An 18,699-nucleotide genomic window follows, 5' to 3' on the forward strand; every position below is an offset into this window, starting at 1 on the left:
TATAACAACAACGCATTTAGGGTGTCTCTATGCAACCTCGTATCCCCCTGGTCTGGCAAATCCTCATCGGTCTGGTGGCCGGCATCGCCCTTGGCGCGCTGCTGCATGAATTCCCGGACTCGAAACAATGGCTGGTGGCCAACGTCCTGCAACCGGCCGGCGACATCTTCATCAAGCTGATGAAAATGATCGTGGTGCCCATCGTCTTCTCGTGCATGGTGGTCGGCATCGCCGGTCATGGTGACGGCAAGGCACTGGGGCGCATCGGCGTGCGGGCGCTGCTGTATTTCTTCGCAGTGACCACTACGGCGATCATCATCGGCCTGCTGATCGGCAACCTGCTGCAACCTGGTGCGGGCACTGAACTGGGCAGTCTCAAAGCCGCTGCCATCACAGTACCGGGCGCCGATGCCCATCGCGGCCTGGGCCAGATCATCGTCGGCATCATCCCGGACAACATCATCAACGCCATGGCCCAGGGCAGCCTGCTGTCGGTGCTGTTTTTCGCGGTGATGTTCGGTCTGGCAGTCGGGCAACTCGATGAAGCCCGCAAGGCACCGCTGATCGACACCCTGCGCGCAGTCTCGGATGCGATGTTTCGGGTGACCTCAATGATCATGGCCTACTCACCAATCGGGGTGTTCGGCATGATCGCCGTCACGGTATCGAACTTCGGCTTCAGCTCCTTGCTGCCGCTGGGCAAGCTGATTCTGGTCAGTTACGTGGCGATCCTGTTCTTTACGCTGGTAGTGCTGGGCAGTATTGCGCGTTACAACGGCATCAGCCTGTTCGGACTGATGCGCCACATCAAGGATGAACTGTTGCTGGCCTTCTCCAGCGCCAGCTCCGCCGCGGTGATGCCACAACTGATGAAGAAGCTGGAGAGCTACGGCGCGCCACGTTCGCTGGTGAGCTTCGTGGTGCCGGTGGGCTATTCGTTCAACCTGGACGGTGCTTCGCTGTTTCTCGGTATCGGCACCCTGTTTGTCGCGCAGCTATACGGTATCGAGCTGTCGCTCACCCAGCAGGCACTGCTGGTGGTGACCATGGTGCTGACCTCCAAGGGCGCAGCAGGCGTGCCGGGGTTCATGTTTGTGATCCTGTCCGCCACCCTGGCCAGTGCCGGTCTGCCGCTCGAAGGCGTGGCTTTCATCGCCGGCGTCTACCGCCTGATGGAGATGCCCACCACCGCCCTCAATGTGCTGGGCAATGCTCTTGCGCCGCTGGTGATAGCACGATGGGAACAACGTGATGGTGTACAACCACAGCAAGCAGAAGATCTGAACGCACGCTAAGACAGGGTTGTCGGCAGAACTGCCTCAGTAAACGTGTAGGCAGTTCTGCTGGCGCCAATCTTTCAAGACAGCGGCTGTTCTGGATTCGGCGGATTTTGCTCCACGCGCCGCAAGACCCCATCGCGGTAAATCACTTCCTGACCCAGCCAGGCCGGGTCAACCTGCGGCAGCACGGCCGATGGCTTGCGCAGTTCACGCAACAGCGTCGAGCCGTGCGACAACCGTCCGCCCATTCGCGCAATCACCGCTTTGGCGGCCTGGTAATGCGCATGACGGCCAGGATCGAGGGTGTCTTCGAGCAAAATGTCCTGGCCCAGAACGCCGCGCACCTGCCCCGGATAAATCATGAACCCGGCCGCCTGCTCGCGGCCTTCACGGCCGTCCTGCCAGAAGCTGCCATCGCGGTTGCGCACGTCAGGATGCGGCGCGAACCAATGCCCGCGCTCGGCCTCGGGCATGGCGTGATGCAGACGAAAGAAAATGCGCATCAGGTTGTCGCGATACCACTCGCGCACTTGCAGGTAGTAGCCACGCAGTCCTGGCAAGCCGACTTTGTGCGCCAGGCCGATTGCCAGCGGCCATTGCGGGAAAGCCTGTAGCGGCAAGGCGGTCAGTGCCGGTCGTGGCGTGCCAGGGTCAGTTTCCCAAGGCAGCCGGTGCGGGCAGTTTTGCAGGTTGTCGTATGCCGTCGGTGGCCGGCCCAGCGCCGCCCCACCACTGCTGGCCAACGCAGTGGCAATGCACAGGTTGCCCTGCACCACGAACACGTAGAAGCGGCTGAACCAGTCGGCCAGTTGCTGGCCGTTGGCGCCCTGCTCGACCTGTTGCGCCAGTTCGGCGTCGAAGCGCTGCAGCTGTTGCTCAAGGGTCAACAGGTGCCTACGCGCAATACGCTGCATGCGCAGCAAAACCGGCAATGAGCGCAACAGCCGCCAGGGTCGCATCGGCAGGTGCGGCGTGGCGCCGCCGACTTCACCGGCATAGTGGCTCGATGGGATGCCCCAATCGGCCAGACGCGCCAGGAACAGGTCATTGTTGATATACGACGCGCCGCCAAACACGGCGGTGAAGGGTTCGTTATCCTGCAACACCCGCGCATCCCAACCCGCCATGATCGCCGGAATACTCGCAGCAGCACGGCGCTGGCCATACTCGACAAACCGGCTCGGCTGCGGCGGCAGGATCTCGGCGATATTCGCTGCCGTCAAATGCCGACGCCAGCCGTAATCGCTGATCGGCCGGTACTGCAACAGCCATAACTGCTGGCCGTCCCAGGCCCATTCCACATCGCCTGGCACGTAGTGAAAAACCCGCAACACGCCTTGCAGAAAGTCCCAGAGCATCGTTTGCGTCAACCCGTGACAAGCCGTGAATGCCCCGCTGCTCCACGCCTCACCCAATCGGGAAATAGTCGCCCGCTGTGGGCTGACCTGGCCGTCGGCCAGCGACTCCAGGTGCCCCTCGACCCACTCCAGCTCGACCGCCAGATGGCGCACGAAACCAATACCGGAAATCACTGGTTTGATGAAGCGCTGCACCACCACTTGCTCGACACCCGCACCAAGCAGCTCATCAACCCGTGCGCTCAGCTCTTGGGGCGTAACACGCAGGAAGGTGGTGCTCAACCCGGCATTGGCAGCATCGGCCTGATCCTCGCTAAAACTGGATGAGCGCACCGCCCAAAGCGTATCGGCCGCCGCGCCCAGTAACTCTGGCAGGCGCGAGTCGCTGCTGCTCTGCACAACCAGCGCCGCCGGCACCGGTTGCCCGGCCATTTGCGCCAGCTGCAGGCGGCCGCCCTTGGTGTGGGCGACAAAGCCCTGCTCGCCCGACTCCAGCCAGCCAACGAAACCGGCCGGATCATCGATCCATGGGTAATGTCCCCAGCCCGCTTTGAGGCTGATGCGCAAATCGGCCCGCGCCAGAATCGCCGACCAGGCCGCCGCCTGTTCGATGCCGAGCACGCCATCCTGATCGCCCCATACCAGCTCGACCGGGTCCTGGACCCATTCCAGCAATGGCAGCGCGGTGCTGGCGCGCAGCAGATCCCAATACGGCACAAACGCCCGGCAGCGCGCATAACCCTCGCCCATGCGCTGGTACTGCGCCGGGGTCCAGCTGCGACGGGAAAACTTGCTGGCGAACAAGGTCGGTCGATTGGCCAGCAGCCAATGGATGGTCTTGCGAATCGGCAGCGGCGACATCAGCGCCGGAAGCCGCCGCTGCCAAAGAAAGGCGCCCACCGGCGCCAGCAATACACTGCGAGAAAAGTGCCCCGGCTGACGCTGCAAGGCATGCAACACCAGCAAGGCATTGACACCCACGGCCATGATCGCATTGCCGGGCCGGGTGGCAGCGATCAGCGCACTGACATAACCATCAAGGTCACTGCAGGGTGGCTCGGGGTTGTCCCCAAAGCCCGGCAACTCCAGCGCCTGAACCCGGTAGTGGTGAAAGTGTGGCAGCGCATCATCCCACCAGCGGGCGGTGCTGCCGTTGCCGGCCAACAGGTACATCAAGGGCTTGCTCACGCTGCACTCCGGTCATGACGGTACAGCCACAGCAACGGCGGTACCAGCGCGAGCAGCGCCAGGCTGTCGATCAGCAGATGCGACCAGACGCCGGCCTGCAAGGAAATCACAATATCCTGCGGCGCCCACAGCAGCAGCCCGGCCATCAGCCAGCCCCAGACCATCGGCTGGCGCACGCGGCTGCCGATATGAATCAACGCCAGCATGTACAGCGAATAACTCTGCAAGGTCGCACCAAACAGCGCCAGCCACCAGGTCTGCTGCTCACGCGCCGCGAGCGGTGCAATGCCTCCCCAGAACGCCTGTTCCAGCGACGCCAGATACTGATCGAACAGCCCGCTGGGCGCCGCCCAACTGAGCAGCAACCCGCCCAGCAGGTGCCCACCGGCAACCAGATAAAGCCAGCGGATAAGGTGTTTGCGCTGCGGCGAGGATGAAGGTGGCATTCCAGGTCCCGGGAAAATCCTTGAAAGCTGGCGAGTGTAGCGAGTTGTGCAGCAGCGGGTAAGCATCCCGCTATACCCTTCGACTTGACGCTCGGGTCGACCTATTCAGTAGCGATCAATCAAAGCCTGCTCAAGCGCAGCACCTCTTCATCACTCAATTGCAAGGTCGCCGCACGGGCCAGGCTTTCGACCTGGGCCACGCTGGTTGCGCTGACAATCGGCGCCGTGACGCCGGGCTGGCGTAGCAGCCAGGCCAGTGCCACTTCCGAGGGGCTGGCACTGTGGGTCATCGCCACGTCGTCCAGCGCATCGAGAATCGCCAGGCCGCGGCGGTTGAGGTATTTGCCGATGCTGCCGCCGCGCTGGCTCTTGTGCAGGTCAGCCTCGGAGCGGTATTTGCCGGACAGAAAGCCCGACGCCAGGCTGTAGTAGGTCACCACACCGATATCGGCATGGATGCACAGTTGCTGCAGGTCGCCGGCAAAGCCTTCACGGTCGTACAGGTTGAACTCCGGTTGCAGCACCTGATAGGACGGCAGGCCCGGTTGCTGGGCGACAGTCAGGGCCTCGACCAGTTGCTCATAATTGAGATTGGACGCGCCGATGCTGCGGATTTTGCCTTCTCCGAGCAGCTTGCCGTAAGCCGCCAGGGTTTCCTGATAAGCGACGTCAGGATCGGGCCAGTGAGAGAAGTACAGGTCGATGTAATCGGTCTGCAGCCGCGCCAGTGACGCTTCCACGGCCTGATCGATCCAGCGCTGCGACAAGCCTTTGCACTCTTCGCTGCCCATCTGCGAACCGACCTTGGTAAACAACCGGATCTTGTCGCGCAGCCCCGGCCGGGCCTGCAGCCAGTTGCCGATGATGGTTTCCGACTCTCCGCCCTGATTACCTTCAGCCCAGGCCGAGTAGACGTCAGCGGTGTCGATGGCATCGAAACCGTGGTCGATAAAGGCGTCCAGCACCGCAAAGCTGGTTTTCTCATCGATGGTCCAGCCCAATACATTGCCGCCGAATACCAGCGGCGAAATGTCGAAACCGGTCGCGCCCAGAGTGCGTCGTTGCATGATGGTCTCCCCCCTCGATTGCATTAAATAGCTGAGTATCGGAACCCCGCAGAGCCCCGTCGGTTCGATGACATCGGGATTAAATCGCTCTGCGGGCAGATTTTTTTGGCAGGCCTGTCCCCTTTTCCTGTCTCGCGTGTCATGAGTCTTATCAGTACTCAAAAAGAGAGCACCTCAATGCCCGCACTGCCACGCCGCCGTTCGCTTCTGGCGTCCTCGATTTCCCGCTCAACGTTGTGCCTGAACCTGGGCATGGGCCTGGCTTTGGGCGTACCCGCGCTGCTGCCGCAAATGGCCGTTGCGCAGACCCAGCAGCAAAGCTATGACATCCCGGCCGGCGATCTCGGCTCGGCGCTGACCCGTTTCGCCGGGCTGGCCGGGGTCAGCCTGTCGGTAGAGCCAGGACTGGTCCAGGGTCGGCAAAGCACCGGCCTGTCTGGCAGCTACAGTGTCGAAGACGGCTTTGCCCGGCTGCTGCAAGGCAGCGGCCTGCAACTGCAAAGCGTGGGCAACAGCAGCTACACCCTGGTTCCGGCCCCTCAGGCGTCCGGCGCAGGCACGCTGGAACTGGGCAGCACCGCGATCGTCAGCACCAGTATTCTGTCGTTCAACGGTGACGGTGAGCGCTACGCCGGTAATCAGGTGGCGCGGCGCGGTTCGCTGGGCCTGCTCGGCTCGCGGGACTTCATGGACACGCCGCTGAGCAGTACCACCTATACCAGCGAAACCGCCAAGAACCTGCAGGCCCGGACCCTCAGTGATCTGGTGGCCAGTGACCCGTCGGTGCGCGCCACCAACCCGGCCGGCGGGCGCTTCGAGCAGTTCACCATTCGTGGCTTCAGCCTGTTCAACACCGATGTGTCGTACAACGGCCTGTACGGCGTGTTGCCGACCTACTCCATCGACATGGAAATGGCCGACCGGGTTGACGTGTTCAAAGGCACCAACCAATTGCTCAACGGCATTTCGCCACGCGGCAGCATCGGCGGCGGCGTCAACGTGGTCGCCAAGCGCGCCACCGATAAACCCATTACCGAGTTCACCGGCAGCGTCGCCTCCGACAGCCAGGTTGGCGGTGCCGTGGATCTGGGCCGGCGTTTTGGTGACAACAATGAATACGGCATCCGCTTCAACAGCGTGAAGCAGTCCGGTGATACTGAGTGGGATCACCAGCACGTTGACCGCGAACTGTCGGTGCTGGGTCTGGATTTCCGTGGCGAGCGACTGCGCGTCTCGGCGGATATCGGCCGCACCGAACGCGATACCGATGCGCCACAGGAGCGTATCCAGGTCGGCGCCAACGCCCGGGTCCCCAGTGCCGGCGCCATCGACAAGAACTACGCCCAGGCCTGGAGCTGGGCCAGTACCAACGACACCTTCGGCGATCTGAACGCCGAATACGACATCAGCGACTCGTTCATGGTCTACGGCGCGGTCGGCGCCCGCGAGAGCAACCACGAGTTCATGCGTCATGCAGTGTCGGTCAGCAACAACGCCGGCGACTTCACTGTCTCGCCACGCTTCTTCACCCGTGACGAGAGCGTACGCACCGCCACCGTGGGGGCGCGCAAATGGCTGCAGACCGGCCCGGTCAGCCACGAGCTGAACATCTCGGCCACGCACTTTTACATGGACTTCACCAACGGCGGCGCGCGTTATGCCACCGCAGCGGGCAATATCTACAACCCGGTGCAACGCGCTCTGCCGAACACCCCGACCCGCCTGGACTCAAAGGACTACACCGAGAACCGCTTCGACAGTATCGGCCTGGCCGACACCCTGGGGTTCTTTGATGACCGTCTGCTGGTCACCCTGGGTGGACGCTTCCAGCGGGTGCAGGTCGAAGACTGGAGCGATGGTGTGCGTGGCGAGACGGCCTACGACGAGAAGAAGTTCTCGCCCTCCGGCGGCGTGGTGTACAAGGTCACCGATCAGTGGTCGCTGTACGCCAACTACATGGAAGGCCTGAGCCTGGGCAAAATCGCCCCGTCGACCTCGATCAACGAAAACCAGATCTTCGCGCCGTTCATCAGCCGTCAGGTCGAAATCGGCAGCAAATACGACCTGGGTTCGCTGGCCTTCACCGCCAGCGTGTTCCGGGTCAAGCAGCCGGCCTACGAGACCAACGCCACCACACGGGTATTCGGCCCCAGCGGCAAGCGTGAAAACACCGGCCTGGAGTTAAACGTGTTCGGTGAACCGCTGCAAGGCGTGCGCCTGCTGGGCGGGGTGATGTACATCCACAGCGAACTGACCGACACGGTCAATGGTGTCTATGACGGCAACCGCGCACCGGCCACGCCCAAGTACAACGTCAATCTCGGCGCCGAATGGGATGTGCCAGGCGTACAGGGCGTGACCCTGACCGCCCGCGGCATCCACTCCAGCTCGCAATATCTGGACCAGGCCAACAGCAAGTCCATCGATAGCTGGCAACGGGTGGACCTCGGCGCGCGCTACGCCTTCAAGGTCAACAGCACCGACGTCACCCTGCGCGCCAATGTCGAGAACGTTCTGGACAAAGCCTACTGGGCCTCGGCCGGTGCCTCCGACGACAGCGAACCAGGCCTGACCCTGTCGACCCCGCGTACCTACCTGCTGTCGGCCACTGTCGGGTTCTGATAACGGCGCTATGACCCGCCGTAGGAGCGGCTTCAGCCGCGAAGGCTCCGCCGCTAGCCTTCGCCGCTGAAGCGGCTCCTACGGGGTCATGTGTTTGCTGCGCGATAGGCCCCACAGGTTCAATCAGGCAATACGCAGAAACCGCTTGAGCTCTTCGCCCTGCACCTTGGCGTCGTGCCGGCCCAGTTCGATCAGTTCGCTGCAATAGCCTGCTTCGAACAACAGGTAGCTCAAAACACTGGCGCCGCTGGTCTTGGTCGCGCCCGGGCCGCGCAGAAAGGTGCGCAAGGCTGGCGGCAGCTCGTGGCGATGGCGTGCGGCGATTTCGTCCAGCGGGCGACTCGGCGAGATCACCAGTACCTCGACTGGCGCCATACCCGGCTGACGGCGCGCCTGTTCGTCGGGCAGCAGTGCACTGAGGGTATTGAGCCGTTCCAGCAGCTCGATGTCGCCTTCCAGACTGTCAATAAACGTACTGTTGAGCAGGTGACCGCTGATCTGCGCCATGCTCGGCTGATTCCCCGTGGTAACCCGGTGCACCTGAGGCTGGGCTTGCACCCCGCGCGGGTTGCCGCTGACCCCGATGACCAGCACCCGGTTGGCCCCCAAATGCAGCGCCGGGCTGATCGGCGCCGACTGACGCACCGCGCCGTCACCGAAATATTCCTGCTCGACCTTGACCGGCGCAAACAACAACGGGATCGCCGAGCTGGCCAGCAGGTGGTCCACGGTCAAGCGCGAAGGCAGGCCCACGCGCCGATGACGCAACCAGGGCTCGATACTGCCTTTGCCCTGGTAAAAGGTCACCGCCTGACCAGACTCATAACCAAACGCCGTCACCGCCACCGCGCGCAAGTGTTGCGCCTCGATGGCCTGCTCGATGCCTGACAGGTCCATGCGCTCGTTGAGCAGATCACGCAACGGCGAGCTGTTGAGCAGCGCCACCGGAGCTTGGGAACCAAGGCCCAGCAGGCTCTTGCCGACAAAGCGGCTGGCCTGGCGAATCACCCCTGGCCAGTCGCTGCGCAGCACTTGATGGCTGCGAAAGTTCTGCCAGAACAGGGTCAGTTGATGGACCGCCACGCGAAAGCGCATGGCGTCGCTGGCCAGTTTCACCGCATTGATCGCGCCGGCCGAGGTGCCGACGATCACCGGAAACGGATTCATTGCGCCATACGGCAGCAGGTCGGCGATACCGGCCAGAACCCCGACCTGATAGGCGGCACGCGCACCGCCACCGGAAAGAATCAGGCCTGTCACGGCCTGATCTGAAGATCCAACTACTGCGGGTTCAGCCATCAAAACGAACCTCAGTCATCCATTTTTTATTTTTTCGCGTACAGCCTCGGCTCACCTTCTGGCCGACTCTTGAAGCGCCGGTGCGCCCACAGGTATTGCGTAGGGCACTCGGTAATGGCCTTTTCTACCCATTGATTGATACGCAGGCAATCGGCTTTGTCGTTTTCACCGGGAAACTGCTCCAGCGGCGGATGAATCACCAGCCGATAACCACGGCCATCGGCCAGACGCTGCTGGGTAAACGGCACCACGCGAGCCTTGCCCAGCTTGGCAAATTTGCTGGTTGCGGTCACGGTCGCGGCCTGGATGCCGAACAGCGGCACAAAGACACTCTGTTTGGCGCCATAGTCCTGATCCGGGGCATACCAGATAGCCCGGCCCTTGCGCAGCAGTTTAAGCATGCCACGCACGTCCTCGCGCTCGACCGCCAGCGAGTCGAGGTTGTGCCGCTCACGGCCCCGGCGCTGGATGAAGTCAAACAGCGGGTTCTTGTGCTCGCGGTACATGCCATCGATGGTGTGTTGCTGGCCGAGCAGCGCCGCGCCGACCTCCAGGGTGGTGAAATGCAGGGCCATGAGGATCACGCCCTCGCCAGCCTGCTGCGCCTCACGCAGGTGTTGCAAACCCTCGATGTGCGCCAGTCTGGCCAGCCGCTGTCGTGGCCACCACCAGCTCATGGCCATCTCGAAGAAGGCAATGCCGGTAGAGGCGAAGTTTTCCTTGAGCAGGCGTTTGCGCTCGGCCGCCGACAACTGAGGGAAACACAGCTCCAGGTTGCGTGCGGCAATGTATTTTCGATCAGCGGCAAACCCGTACATCACCAGCCCCAGCCAGCGGCCAAGCACCAGCAGCAGCCGGTACGGCAACTGCACGATCAGCCACAGCAGCCCCAGGCCCAGCCACAGGGCCCAGAAACGCGGGTGCAAAAAATACGGTCGAAAATGCGGGCGGTCCATTTAGGCTTCCGTCAGGACAATGGCCGCGCATTCTACATCGGTTCGCCATGGCTTGCGGCTGACGGATGTTCTCGTTATAAGTCTCGGCACTTTTAGCGACAAGCTGTTGTCTATGCCGACCATGAGTCAGACCGAATCGCAAAACCTCGACCCCGTGTTTCAGCTCAAGGGCAGCATGCTGGCCATCACCGTTATGGAACTGGCACGCACTGACCTTGAGGCTCTGGACAGACAACTGGCAGCCAAGGTCGCCCTGGCCCCGAATTTCTTCAGCAATACGCCGCTGATTCTGGCTCTGGACAAGATTGCGCCCCAGCAAGGCACGGTCGACCTGCCGGGTCTGGTGCGTATCTGCCGTCAGCATGGCCTGCGGACCCTGGCGATCCGCGCCAGCCGCATCGAAGACATCGCCGCAGCGATTGCCATCGACTTGCCGGTGCTGCCGCCCTCCGGTGCCCGCGAGCGGCCGCTGGAGCCGATAGAAGCCGCGCCGCCAGCGCCGAAAGCCCCGGAAAAGCCACCCGAGCCGACCGTCCGGCCAACCCGCGTCATTACCTCACCGGTGCGCGGTGGGCAACAGATCTATGCTCAGGGCGGCGACCTGGTCGTGGTAGCGCCAGTGAGCCCCGGTGCGGAACTTCTGGCCGATGGCAACATCCATGTGTATGGCCCGTTGCGCGGCAGGGCACTGGCCGGCATCAAAGGAGACACCAAGGCCCGGATCTTTTGCCAGCAGATGGGCGCCGAACTGGTCTCGATCGCCGGTCAGTACAAGGTTTCGGAAGACCTGCGCAGGGACCCGTTATGGGGCACCGGCGTACAGGTCAGCCTGTCCGGGGACGTGTTGAACATCATTCGGCTTTAACGGATACTGCCGCTATTTACCTAAGCATCTCTGACTCGTCGCGAAAACGTAGCAAAGGTTGTAGGAAATTCAGAAACACGTGTGTTTTATCCAGCGCCACCCGACGGGACGCTATAAAAGGCCGATGATTTGATGATTTCCGGCATTGCTCTACTGACGCCGCTTCAAGGGACGCTCTTCAGGGACTTTCAATAGTCCGTATCCTCTAGGGGTGAAACACCTTGGCCAAGATTCTCGTAGTTACATCCGGCAAGGGTGGTGTGGGCAAGACCACCACCAGCGCCGCCATCGGTACCGGCCTCGCACTGCGCGGCCACAAGACCGTGATCGTCGACTTCGACGTCGGTCTGCGTAACCTCGACCTGATCATGGGCTGCGAACGCCGCGTGGTTTACGACTTCGTCAACGTCGTCAACAACGAAGCCAACCTGCAGCAGGCGCTGATCAAGGACAAGAAGATCGAAAACCTGTACGTGCTGGCAGCCAGCCAGACCCGCGACAAGGAAGCCCTGACCAAAGACGGCGTCGAACGCGTGCTCAACGAGTTGCGCCAGTCCTTCGAATACATCGTCTGCGACTCGCCGGCCGGTATCGAAACCGGTGCCCACCTGGCCATGTATTTCGCCGACGAAGCCATTGTGGTCACCAACCCTGAAGTGTCTTCGGTCCGTGACTCCGACCGCATGCTGGGGCTGCTGGCCAGCAAATCGCGCCGCGCCGAAAACGGCGAAGACCCGATCAAGGAACACCTGCTGCTGACCCGCTACAATCCGGAGCGCGTCAGCAAGGGCGAAATGCTCGGCGTGGATGACGTCAAGGAAATTCTAGCAGTGACCCTGCTGGGCGTGATTCCTGAATCCCAGGCCGTGCTCAAAGCGTCCAACCAGGGTGTTCCCGTGATCCTCGATGAACAGAGCGACGCCGGCCAGGCTTACAGTGATGCCGTCGACCGCCTGCTTGGCAAGGACCGGGAACATCGCTTCCTGGATGAGAAAAAGAAAGGATTCTTTGAACGTCTGTTCGGGGGTTAACGCATGAATATTTTCGACTTCTTTCGTGACCGCAAGAAAGCCAGCAGCGCTTCGGTTGCGAAGGAGCGTCTTCAGATCATCGTGGCGCACGAGCGCGGCCAACGCGGTAACAGCACCCCCGACTACCTGCCTGCGTTGCAGAAGGAACTCGTGGAAGTGATCCGCAAATACGTCAACATCGAGTCCGATCAAGTGCAGGTCGCTCTGGAAAACCAGGGTAGCTGCTCGATTCTGGAACTCAACGTCACCCTGCCCGATCGCTGATCCGGCAGTCGCCAGCGGCGCAACCGGCAACCCTCATCCGTCGAGGGTCGCTGCTTGCGCCGCTGGCATTTTTCATAGCGTACCGAGGCCGTCTACCCGCATGCCGTTGTCGAATATCCGCATCCTCCATCAGGACAGTGCCGTCCTGGTAATCGATAAGCCCACGCTTCTGTTGTCGGTTCCTGGCCGCGCCGAAGACAACAAGGACTGCCTGATTACCCGCCTGCAGGAAAACGGTTACCCCGAGGCCCGCATCGTGCATCGCCTGGACTGGGAAACCTCCGGCATCATCCTGCTGGCCCGTGATGCCGACAGCCACCGCGAACTGTCGCGGCAGTTTCACGACCGCGAGACCGAGAAAGCCTACACCGCGCTGTGCTGGGGCCAGCCGACGCTGGATAGCGGCAGCATTGACCTGCCGCTGCGCTACGACCCGCCGACCAAACCGCGCCATGTGGTGGACCACGAGCATGGCAAACACGCCCTGACGTTCTGGAAAGTCCTCGAACGGGCCGCCGACCATTGCCGCGTCGAACTGACCCCGATCACCGGACGCTCGCACCAGTTGCGTGTGCACATGCTGTCGATCGGTCATCCACTGCTCGGTGACGGCCTGTATGCCCACCCGCAAGCACTGGCGGCGTATCCACGCCTGTGCCTGCATGCCAGCATGCTGAGCTTCACCCACCCGGTCAGCGGCGAGCGGTTACGCTTCGAGTGCCCGGCACCGTTCTGAGATTTTGTCACGTACCCGTAGGAGCCGCTTTAGCGGCGAAGGCTACCGCCTTCGCGAGCACACTCGTTCCTACAAGCGCCATATTGCCAGCCAATGCGTTAAACTCGCGCCATTGCTGTCTGGAGTGACTTATGCGTGAAGAGTTGAACAAGGGCCTGATCGACTTCCTCAAGGCCTCGCCTACCCCGTTCCATGCCACCGCGACCCTGGTGCAACATCTGGAGGCCGGTGGCTTCCAGCGCCTGGACGAGCGTGACACCTGGGCCGTCGAGGCTGGCGGCCGCTATTACGTGACCCGCAATGACTCATCCGTCGTCGCCTGGCGCATGGGCCGCCACTCACCGCTGATCAGCGGCATCCGCATGGTCGGCGCGCACACCGACAGCCCGTGCCTGCGGGTCAAGCCACAGCCGGAGCTGCAACGCCAGGGCTTCTGGCAACTGGGTGTGGAAGTCTACGGCGGCGCGTTGCTTGCCCCCTGGTTCGACCGCGACCTGTCGCTGGCAGGGCGTGTGACCTTCCGCCGTGACGGCAAGGTCGAGAGTCAGCTGGTCAATTTCAAACAGCCGATTGCGGTGATCCCCAACCTGGCGATTCACCTCAACCGTACCGCCAACGAAGGCTGGCAGATCAACCCGCAGATCGAGCTGCCACCGATTCTCGCCCAGGTGGCCGGTGATGAACGCCCGGACTTCCGCGCCTTGCTCACCGATCAACTGGCCCGTGAGCACGATCTCAATGCCGACGTGGTGCTCGACTACGAGCTGAGCTTCTACGACACCCAGAGCGCCGCGGTGATTGGCCTCAATGGCGACTTCATCGCCGGTGCGCGGCTGGACAACCTGCTGTCGTGCTACGCCGGCCTGCAGGCGCTGCTGGGCAGCGACAGCGAGGAAACCTGCCTGTTGGTCTGTACCGATCACGAGGAAATCGGTTCGGCTTCAGCCTGTGGCGCCGACGGGCCGATGCTGGAGCAGATCGTTCAGCGGCTGGTCAGTGATCATGAAGATTACGTGCGCACGATCCAGCGCTCGTTGTTGATCTCTGCCGACAATGCCCATGGGGTGCACCCTAACTATGCCGACAAGCATGATGGCAATCATGGTCCCAAGCTCAATGCCGGCCCGGTAATCAAGGTCAACAATAACCAGCGCTACGCGACCAATAGTGAAACAGCCGGTTTTTTCCGTCATCTGTGCATGGCGGTGGAAGTGCCGGTGCAGAGTTTCGTGGTACGCAGTGATATGGGCTGTGGTTCGACCATTGGGCCGATCACTGCCAGTCATCTGGGTATTCGCACGGTAGATATTGGCTTGCCGACCTTTGCGATGCATTCGATTCGCGAGCTGGCGGGCAGTCATGATCTGGCGCACCTGGTCAAAGTCCTGGGCGCGTTCTACACCAGTAACGAGTTGCCTTGACCATTGACGGCCTTCGCCCGCAGGAGCGGCTAGCCGCGAAAAGGCGTGATCTGCGCAGCGATAGAAAATCCTTTTTCGCGGTTTCTGGACTGCAGGTTTCGCCCTGCTGGGCGAGTTACTTTGGGAGTCAGTTCAGCGCTTGCCACGGCTAGTCCCGCTTCAAGCGGGATTCCCTCACTCCGGCGCCGACTTGGCGGTCGGCGTCGTCTATGCCATCCCGGCTCGAAGAGCAAAAGCAGAAGCTTAACGCCAGTGGCAGCAGTTCCTTCAGTCCCCACCCATCACGGCACTGACCCGTATCGCATCATGCCGCCAGTATTCCAGGTCGCAGTCGATCAGTCGTCCGTTGCGGTCATGATTGACTCTGGCGATGCACAACCCAGGCGTGCCGATCGAGACTTTCAGGGCGGCGGCGGCTTCGGCATGCAGGGCGGTGGGTGACAGTTCGAAGTTGACCCGCCCGTATTGCAACCCATAGCGCTCGGTATAAAGCTCGGTCAGTGATTGGCTCAGGTCACAGTCGAGGATGCCGGGGAAGCACTCGGGGCGCAGGTAGTGCTCCACATACAGCACCAGACGTTGATCGATGCGCCGGGCGCGGCAGATCTGAATCACACTGGACAACGCCGGCAGTTGCAGCCGCTGGCAGATGACAGCCGAAGCCGGTTGCAGGCGGGCCGAGAGCAGCTGGGTATGCGCCTGCCGTCCCTGGGCGCTGACCATGGCATGAAAGTGACTGCGGCTGTTGAGGTCATAGGCCAGGCGTGGTGGCGAGATGAACCAGCCGCGGCGTTCTTCCCGGTAGATCAATCCTTGAGCTTCCAGTTGCAACAAGGCCTCGCGCAGGGTAATGCGCGTGGTGGCGAATACTTCGCTGAGTCGTCGCTCTGCCGGCAGCTTGCTGCCCGGCGGCAGCAGGCCGCTCTCAATCTGCTCCTGCAAGGCTTTGCCGATAGTGACAACGGCTCGTGGTTCATCGTCGCGCATTGAGCGTCCTGAATGGTCTAGTCCAGCGCCATAAGTGAGCACCAGAGCCTTCTGGCATCTGGCTCGATAGCCTAGTTCGCACAGATGACTGTCCTGTGACAATTGCTCGTCGAGGTCAGCCAAGACTAGATCACAATCTGTTGCAACACCTTGCCGATCAAGGGTTCAAGCTTGGTCTACGCTGTACACCCAGAGCGACCTGAGCAACGGATTTTTCCATTGCACACCCCATGCCGACACGAAAATGTCATGCAAGGCGCCTAATTTGGCTCAGGTATTGCTGATCTAGACCAAGACCACCCTCTTGCCGCATGTGCATCAAGGAGCTTCGAATGAAACACCTTTTGTTGGCATCACTGCTGGGTTCAGCCATTGCCCTGAGCAACACGGCCTTCGCGAACACTGATCTGAAATCCCTGGAAGACGCCGCCCGTGCCGAAGGCGCGGTCAACAGCGTCGGCATGCCTGATGACTGGGCCAACTGGAAAGGCACCTGGGCTGACCTGACCGCCAAGTACGGCCTCAAGCACAGCGATACCGACATGAGTTCGGCCCAGGAAGTGGCCAAGTTCGATGCCGAGAAAGACAACGCCAGCGCCGACATCGGTGACGTGGGCGCCGCCTTCGGCCCGATCGCCACGGCCAAGGGCGTGACCCAGCCTTACAAGCCGAGCACCTGGGAGCAGGTACCGGACTGGGCCAAGGACAAGGACGGCCACTGGGCGCTGGCCTACACCGGCACCATCGCGTTTATCGTCAACAAGAACCTGCTGCACGGATCGGAAATTCCAAAAAGCTGGGCCGATCTGAAAACCGGCAAGTACAAGGTCTCCATCGGTGACGTCAGCACCGCCGCGCAAGCCGCCAATGGTGTGCTGGCCGCCTCGTTTGCCTTCAAGGGCGACGAAACCAACATCGAGCCGGGCCTGCAACTGTTCACCGAACTGGCGAAGCAGAAGCGCCTGTCGCTGGCCAACCCGACCATCCAGACCATCGAGAAAGGTGAAATCGAAGTCGGAGTGGTCTGGGACTTCAACGGCCTGAGCTACAAAGCCAAGATGGCCAAACCCGATGACTACGTGGTGCTGATTCCGTCCGATGGCTCGGTGATTTCCGGCTACACCACGATCATCAACAAATACGCCAAGCACCCCAATGCAGCCAAGCTGACCCGTGAGTACATCTTCAGTGATGCCGGGCAGATCAACCTGGCCAAGGGCAACGCCCGGCCAATCCGCGCCGAGCACATCACCCTGCCGGACGAGGTCAAGGCCAAGCTGCTGCCCAACGAGCAGTACAAGCACGTGACACCGATCAAGAACCCCGATGCCTGGGAAAAAACCTCCAAGGCCTTGCCGCAAAAGTGGAACGAGCAAGTCATCATCGAGATGAATTGACCGACCCACGGTAGGAGCGGCCGGGCGGCGATCCGCTTTAGCCGCGAATGGGCCGAGACAGACGCTGCATCTTAAGCGCCTGGAATATTGCCTTCGCGAGCAAGCTCGCTCCTACCCTATTTCACCCTCTGGGAGCGTCTGACTTGAAGTCTCTTTCCCGCGGGCAATGGCTGGCGCTGTTATGCCTGCTACCCTTCGCCCTGTTTTTCATCGTGTTCCAGATCGCGCCGCTGGCCTGGGTTGCGATCCATAGCCTGCAGTCGGACAACGGCTGGGGGCTGGATAATTTCGCCAAGGTGTTCAACTCACGGTTTTACCGTCAGGCGATCCAGTTCAGCCTGGAGATCAGCTTCTGGTCGAGCCTGTTCGGCATCGTCATTGCGCTGATTGGCGCCTGGTCGCTGCGTCAGGTCGACTCAAGGCTGCGCGACTTCGTCAGCGCCTTTGCCAACATGACCAGCAACTTCACCGGCGTGCCGCTGGCCTTCGCGTTCATTATCCTGCTGGGTTTCAACGGTGCCGTGACCCTGATGCTCAAACAGGCCGGGATCATCGATGACTTCAGCCTGTACTCCAAGACCGGGCTGATCATTGTCTACACCTATTTCCAGATTCCTCTGGGCGTGCTGCTGCTCTACCCGGCCTTCGATGCGCTGCGCGAAGACTGGGCCGAGTCGGCGGCGCTGCTCGGTGCCAGCCCCTGGCAGTTCTGGCGGCATATCGGCCTGCCGGTGCTGACCCCGGCGCTGCTGGGCACCTTCGTGATTCTGCTGGCCAACGCGCTGGGCGCCTACGCCACGGTGTATGCCCTGACCACGGGCAACTTCAACGTGCTGCCGATCCGCATCGCCGCGCTGGTGGCCGGTGACATCACCCTCGACCCCAATACCGCCAGCGCCCTGGCGATGATCCTGGTCGGGCTCATGACCCTGGTGACCGTGGTGCATCAATGGCTGCTGAGAAGGAGCTACCATGTCGCGCGCTGAGAAAGGCTCTTCACAACAACAGGCCAGCCTGTATCACCGTGCGGTGGTGTGGTTGCTGTTTTTGATCCTGCTGCTGCCGCTGGCCGGCACGTTCCTGTACTCCATCTCAACCAGCTGGTCGGCCACCGTGCTGCCCAGCGGCCTGACCTTCAAGTGGTACTTGGCCTTGTGGAGCGACGCGCGGTTTCTGACCGCCTTCGCCCAGTCGCTGCTGGTCTGCGTCGGCGCCCTGCTGCTGTCGGTGCTGTTGATTCTGCCGCTGCTGTTCGTGGTGCATTACCACTTCCCGCGGCTGGACGGGCTGATGAACATCCTGATCCTGCTGCCCTTTGCCGTGCCACCGGTGGTGTCGTCGGTGGGGCTGCTACAGCTGTATGGCTCCGGGCCAATGGCCATGGTCGGTACGCCGTGGATCCTGATCGGTTGTTACTTCACCATCGCCCTGCCCTTCATGTACCGGGCCATCACCAACAACCTGCAGGCGATCAACCTCATCGACCTGATGGACGCCGCCCGGCTGTTGGGCGCCAATACCTGGCAGGCGGCGTTTCTGGTGGTGTTGCCCAACCTGCGCAAGGGCCTGATGGTCGCCCTGCTGCTGTCGTTCTCTTTTCTGTTCGGCGAATTCGTGTTTGCCAACCTGCTGGTCGGCACCCGCTATGAAACCTTGCAGGTGTACCTGAACAACATGCGCAACAGCAGCGGCCACTTCAACAGTGCCTTGGTGGTTTCCTATTTTGTCTTCGTGCTGGCACTGACCTGGGTCGCCAACCGACTGAACAAGGACAAGAGCTGA

At 61.6% G+C, this 18,699-nt stretch carries 16 protein-coding genes; 10 read left to right on the top strand and 6 right to left on the bottom strand.

From position 1 onward, the window contains the following. The first annotated feature begins 29 nt into the window (after positions 1 to 29). A complete protein-coding gene (locus tag PSCI_RS00605; protein ID WP_045481425.1) occupies positions 30 to 1,295 on the top strand; it encodes a cation:dicarboxylate symporter family transporter in 1,266 nt (421 codons plus the stop codon). Positions 1,296 to 1,357: 62 nt separating this feature from the next. Here the strand turns inward: PSCI_RS00605 and PSCI_RS00610 are convergent, their stop codons facing one another. The 3 genes from PSCI_RS00610 to PSCI_RS00620 form a co-directional block, all read right to left on the bottom strand. Further along, positions 1,358 to 3,811: an alpha/beta hydrolase gene (locus PSCI_RS00610; RefSeq protein ID WP_045493653.1), complete on the bottom strand. Its 2,454-nt coding sequence runs from the start codon at positions 3,809 to 3,811 to the stop codon at positions 1,358 to 1,360. 11 nt (positions 3,812 to 3,822) lie between these two features. Continuing rightward, entirely contained in the window at positions 3,823 to 4,272 is a 450-nt protein-coding gene (locus tag PSCI_RS00615) for a hypothetical protein (protein WP_045481428.1), read from the bottom strand. A 119-nt stretch (positions 4,273 to 4,391) separates the two neighbouring features. Next, positions 4,392 to 5,339 carry an aldo/keto reductase gene (locus PSCI_RS00620; protein WP_045481431.1) on the bottom strand — a complete coding sequence of 316 codons (948 nt, stop codon included), beginning with the start codon at positions 5,337 to 5,339 and terminating at the stop codon, positions 4,392 to 4,394. A gap of 177 nt (positions 5,340 to 5,516) precedes the next feature. Between PSCI_RS00620 and PSCI_RS00625 the strand changes: the two genes are divergently transcribed. Continuing rightward, the gene (locus PSCI_RS00625) at positions 5,517 to 7,961 is read left to right on the top strand and encodes a TonB-dependent receptor (protein ID WP_045481435.1); all 2,445 of its coding nucleotides are present in this window, start codon (positions 5,517 to 5,519) and stop codon (positions 7,959 to 7,961) included. A gap of 123 nt (positions 7,962 to 8,084) precedes the next feature. Here PSCI_RS00625 and PSCI_RS00630 read toward each other — a convergent pair whose 3' ends face one another. Together PSCI_RS00630 and PSCI_RS00635 are read right to left on the bottom strand one after the other, a co-directional pair. Continuing rightward, a complete protein-coding gene (locus PSCI_RS00630) occupies positions 8,085 to 9,260 on the bottom strand; it encodes a patatin-like phospholipase family protein (RefSeq protein WP_045481438.1) in 1,176 nt (391 codons plus the stop codon). Between the two features lie 26 nt (positions 9,261 to 9,286). Then, positions 9,287 to 10,216, bottom strand: coding sequence for a lipid A biosynthesis lauroyl acyltransferase (locus PSCI_RS00635; protein WP_045481441.1), 930 nt, complete (start codon positions 10,214 to 10,216; stop codon positions 9,287 to 9,289). A gap of 121 nt (positions 10,217 to 10,337) precedes the next feature. Here PSCI_RS00635 and minC point away from each other — a divergent pair, with 121 nt between their 5' ends. The 5 genes from minC to PSCI_RS00660 all read left to right on the top strand — a co-directional run bounded on the left by minC (position 10,338) and on the right by PSCI_RS00660 (position 14,533). Then, positions 10,338 to 11,081 (top strand): septum site-determining protein MinC, encoded by a 744-nt coding sequence (minC, locus tag PSCI_RS00640; protein ID WP_045493656.1) that lies wholly within the window; start codon positions 10,338 to 10,340, stop codon positions 11,079 to 11,081. A gap of 221 nt (positions 11,082 to 11,302) precedes the next feature. After that, positions 11,303 to 12,112, top strand: coding sequence for a septum site-determining protein MinD (minD, locus tag PSCI_RS00645; RefSeq protein ID WP_045481444.1), 810 nt, complete (start codon positions 11,303 to 11,305; stop codon positions 12,110 to 12,112). 3 nt (positions 12,113 to 12,115) lie between these two features. Then, entirely contained in the window at positions 12,116 to 12,376 is a 261-nt protein-coding gene (minE, locus tag PSCI_RS00650; RefSeq protein WP_045481448.1) for a cell division topological specificity factor MinE, read from the top strand. A gap of 100 nt (positions 12,377 to 12,476) precedes the next feature. Further along, the gene (locus tag PSCI_RS00655; protein WP_045481451.1) at positions 12,477 to 13,112 is read left to right on the top strand and encodes an RluA family pseudouridine synthase; all 636 of its coding nucleotides are present in this window, start codon (positions 12,477 to 12,479) and stop codon (positions 13,110 to 13,112) included. A 131-nt stretch (positions 13,113 to 13,243) separates the two neighbouring features. Then, the gene (locus PSCI_RS00660) at positions 13,244 to 14,533 is read left to right on the top strand and encodes a M18 family aminopeptidase (RefSeq protein WP_045481454.1); all 1,290 of its coding nucleotides are present in this window, start codon (positions 13,244 to 13,246) and stop codon (positions 14,531 to 14,533) included. 267 nt (positions 14,534 to 14,800) lie between these two features. On the opposite strand, the gene PSCI_RS00665 is transcribed toward PSCI_RS00660, so the two are convergent. After that, positions 14,801 to 15,520 (bottom strand): UTRA domain-containing protein, encoded by a 720-nt coding sequence (locus PSCI_RS00665; RefSeq protein WP_045481456.1) that lies wholly within the window; start codon positions 15,518 to 15,520, stop codon positions 14,801 to 14,803. A 332-nt stretch (positions 15,521 to 15,852) separates the two neighbouring features. Between PSCI_RS00665 and PSCI_RS00670 the strand changes: the two genes are divergently transcribed. The 3 genes from PSCI_RS00670 to PSCI_RS00680 all read left to right on the top strand — a co-directional run bounded on the left by PSCI_RS00670 (position 15,853) and on the right by PSCI_RS00680 (position 18,699). Beyond that, on the top strand, positions 15,853 to 16,917 hold the full coding sequence (locus tag PSCI_RS00670; RefSeq protein WP_045481458.1) for an ABC transporter substrate-binding protein: 1,065 nt from the start codon (positions 15,853 to 15,855) through the stop codon (positions 16,915 to 16,917). 143 nt (positions 16,918 to 17,060) lie between these two features. Continuing rightward, a complete protein-coding gene (locus tag PSCI_RS00675; RefSeq protein WP_045481460.1) occupies positions 17,061 to 17,903 on the top strand; it encodes an ABC transporter permease in 843 nt (280 codons plus the stop codon). Continuing rightward, on the top strand, positions 17,890 to 18,699 hold the full coding sequence (locus PSCI_RS00680) for an ABC transporter permease (RefSeq protein WP_045481463.1): 810 nt from the start codon (positions 17,890 to 17,892) through the stop codon (positions 18,697 to 18,699). The genes PSCI_RS00675 and PSCI_RS00680 overlap by 14 nt, the downstream gene beginning before the upstream one ends.

It is taken from the genome of Pseudomonas sp. StFLB209 (assembly GCF_000829415.1).
Taxonomy (GTDB): Bacteria; Pseudomonadota; Gammaproteobacteria; order Pseudomonadales; family Pseudomonadaceae; genus Aquipseudomonas.

Coding starts and splice junctions, on each gene's coding strand:
- minC (WP_045493656.1), top strand. CDS start 10,338: ATGAGTCAGACCGAATCGCAAAACCTCGACCCCGTGTTTCAGCTCAAG.
- PSCI_RS00615 (WP_045481428.1), bottom strand. CDS start 4,272: ATGCCACCTTCATCCTCGCCGCAGCGCAAACACCTTATCCGCTGGCTT.
- PSCI_RS00625 (WP_045481435.1), top strand. CDS start 5,517: ATGCCCGCACTGCCACGCCGCCGTTCGCTTCTGGCGTCCTCGATTTCC.
- PSCI_RS00610 (WP_045493653.1), bottom strand. CDS start 3,811: ATGTACCTGTTGGCCGGCAACGGCAGCACCGCCCGCTGGTGGGATGAT.
- PSCI_RS00630 (WP_045481438.1), bottom strand. CDS start 9,260: ATGGCTGAACCCGCAGTAGTTGGATCTTCAGATCAGGCCGTGACAGGC.
- PSCI_RS00620 (WP_045481431.1), bottom strand. CDS start 5,339: ATGCAACGACGCACTCTGGGCGCGACCGGTTTCGACATTTCGCCGCTG.
- PSCI_RS00660 (WP_045481454.1), top strand. CDS start 13,244: ATGCGTGAAGAGTTGAACAAGGGCCTGATCGACTTCCTCAAGGCCTCG.
- minE (WP_045481448.1), top strand. CDS start 12,116: ATGAATATTTTCGACTTCTTTCGTGACCGCAAGAAAGCCAGCAGCGCT.
- PSCI_RS00670 (WP_045481458.1), top strand. CDS start 15,853: ATGAAACACCTTTTGTTGGCATCACTGCTGGGTTCAGCCATTGCCCTG.
- PSCI_RS00605 (WP_045481425.1), top strand. CDS start 30: ATGCAACCTCGTATCCCCCTGGTCTGGCAAATCCTCATCGGTCTGGTG.
- PSCI_RS00665 (WP_045481456.1), bottom strand. CDS start 15,520: ATGCGCGACGATGAACCACGAGCCGTTGTCACTATCGGCAAAGCCTTG.
- PSCI_RS00635 (WP_045481441.1), bottom strand. CDS start 10,216: ATGGACCGCCCGCATTTTCGACCGTATTTTTTGCACCCGCGTTTCTGG.
- PSCI_RS00680 (WP_045481463.1), top strand. CDS start 17,890: ATGTCGCGCGCTGAGAAAGGCTCTTCACAACAACAGGCCAGCCTGTAT.
- PSCI_RS00655 (WP_045481451.1), top strand. CDS start 12,477: ATGCCGTTGTCGAATATCCGCATCCTCCATCAGGACAGTGCCGTCCTG.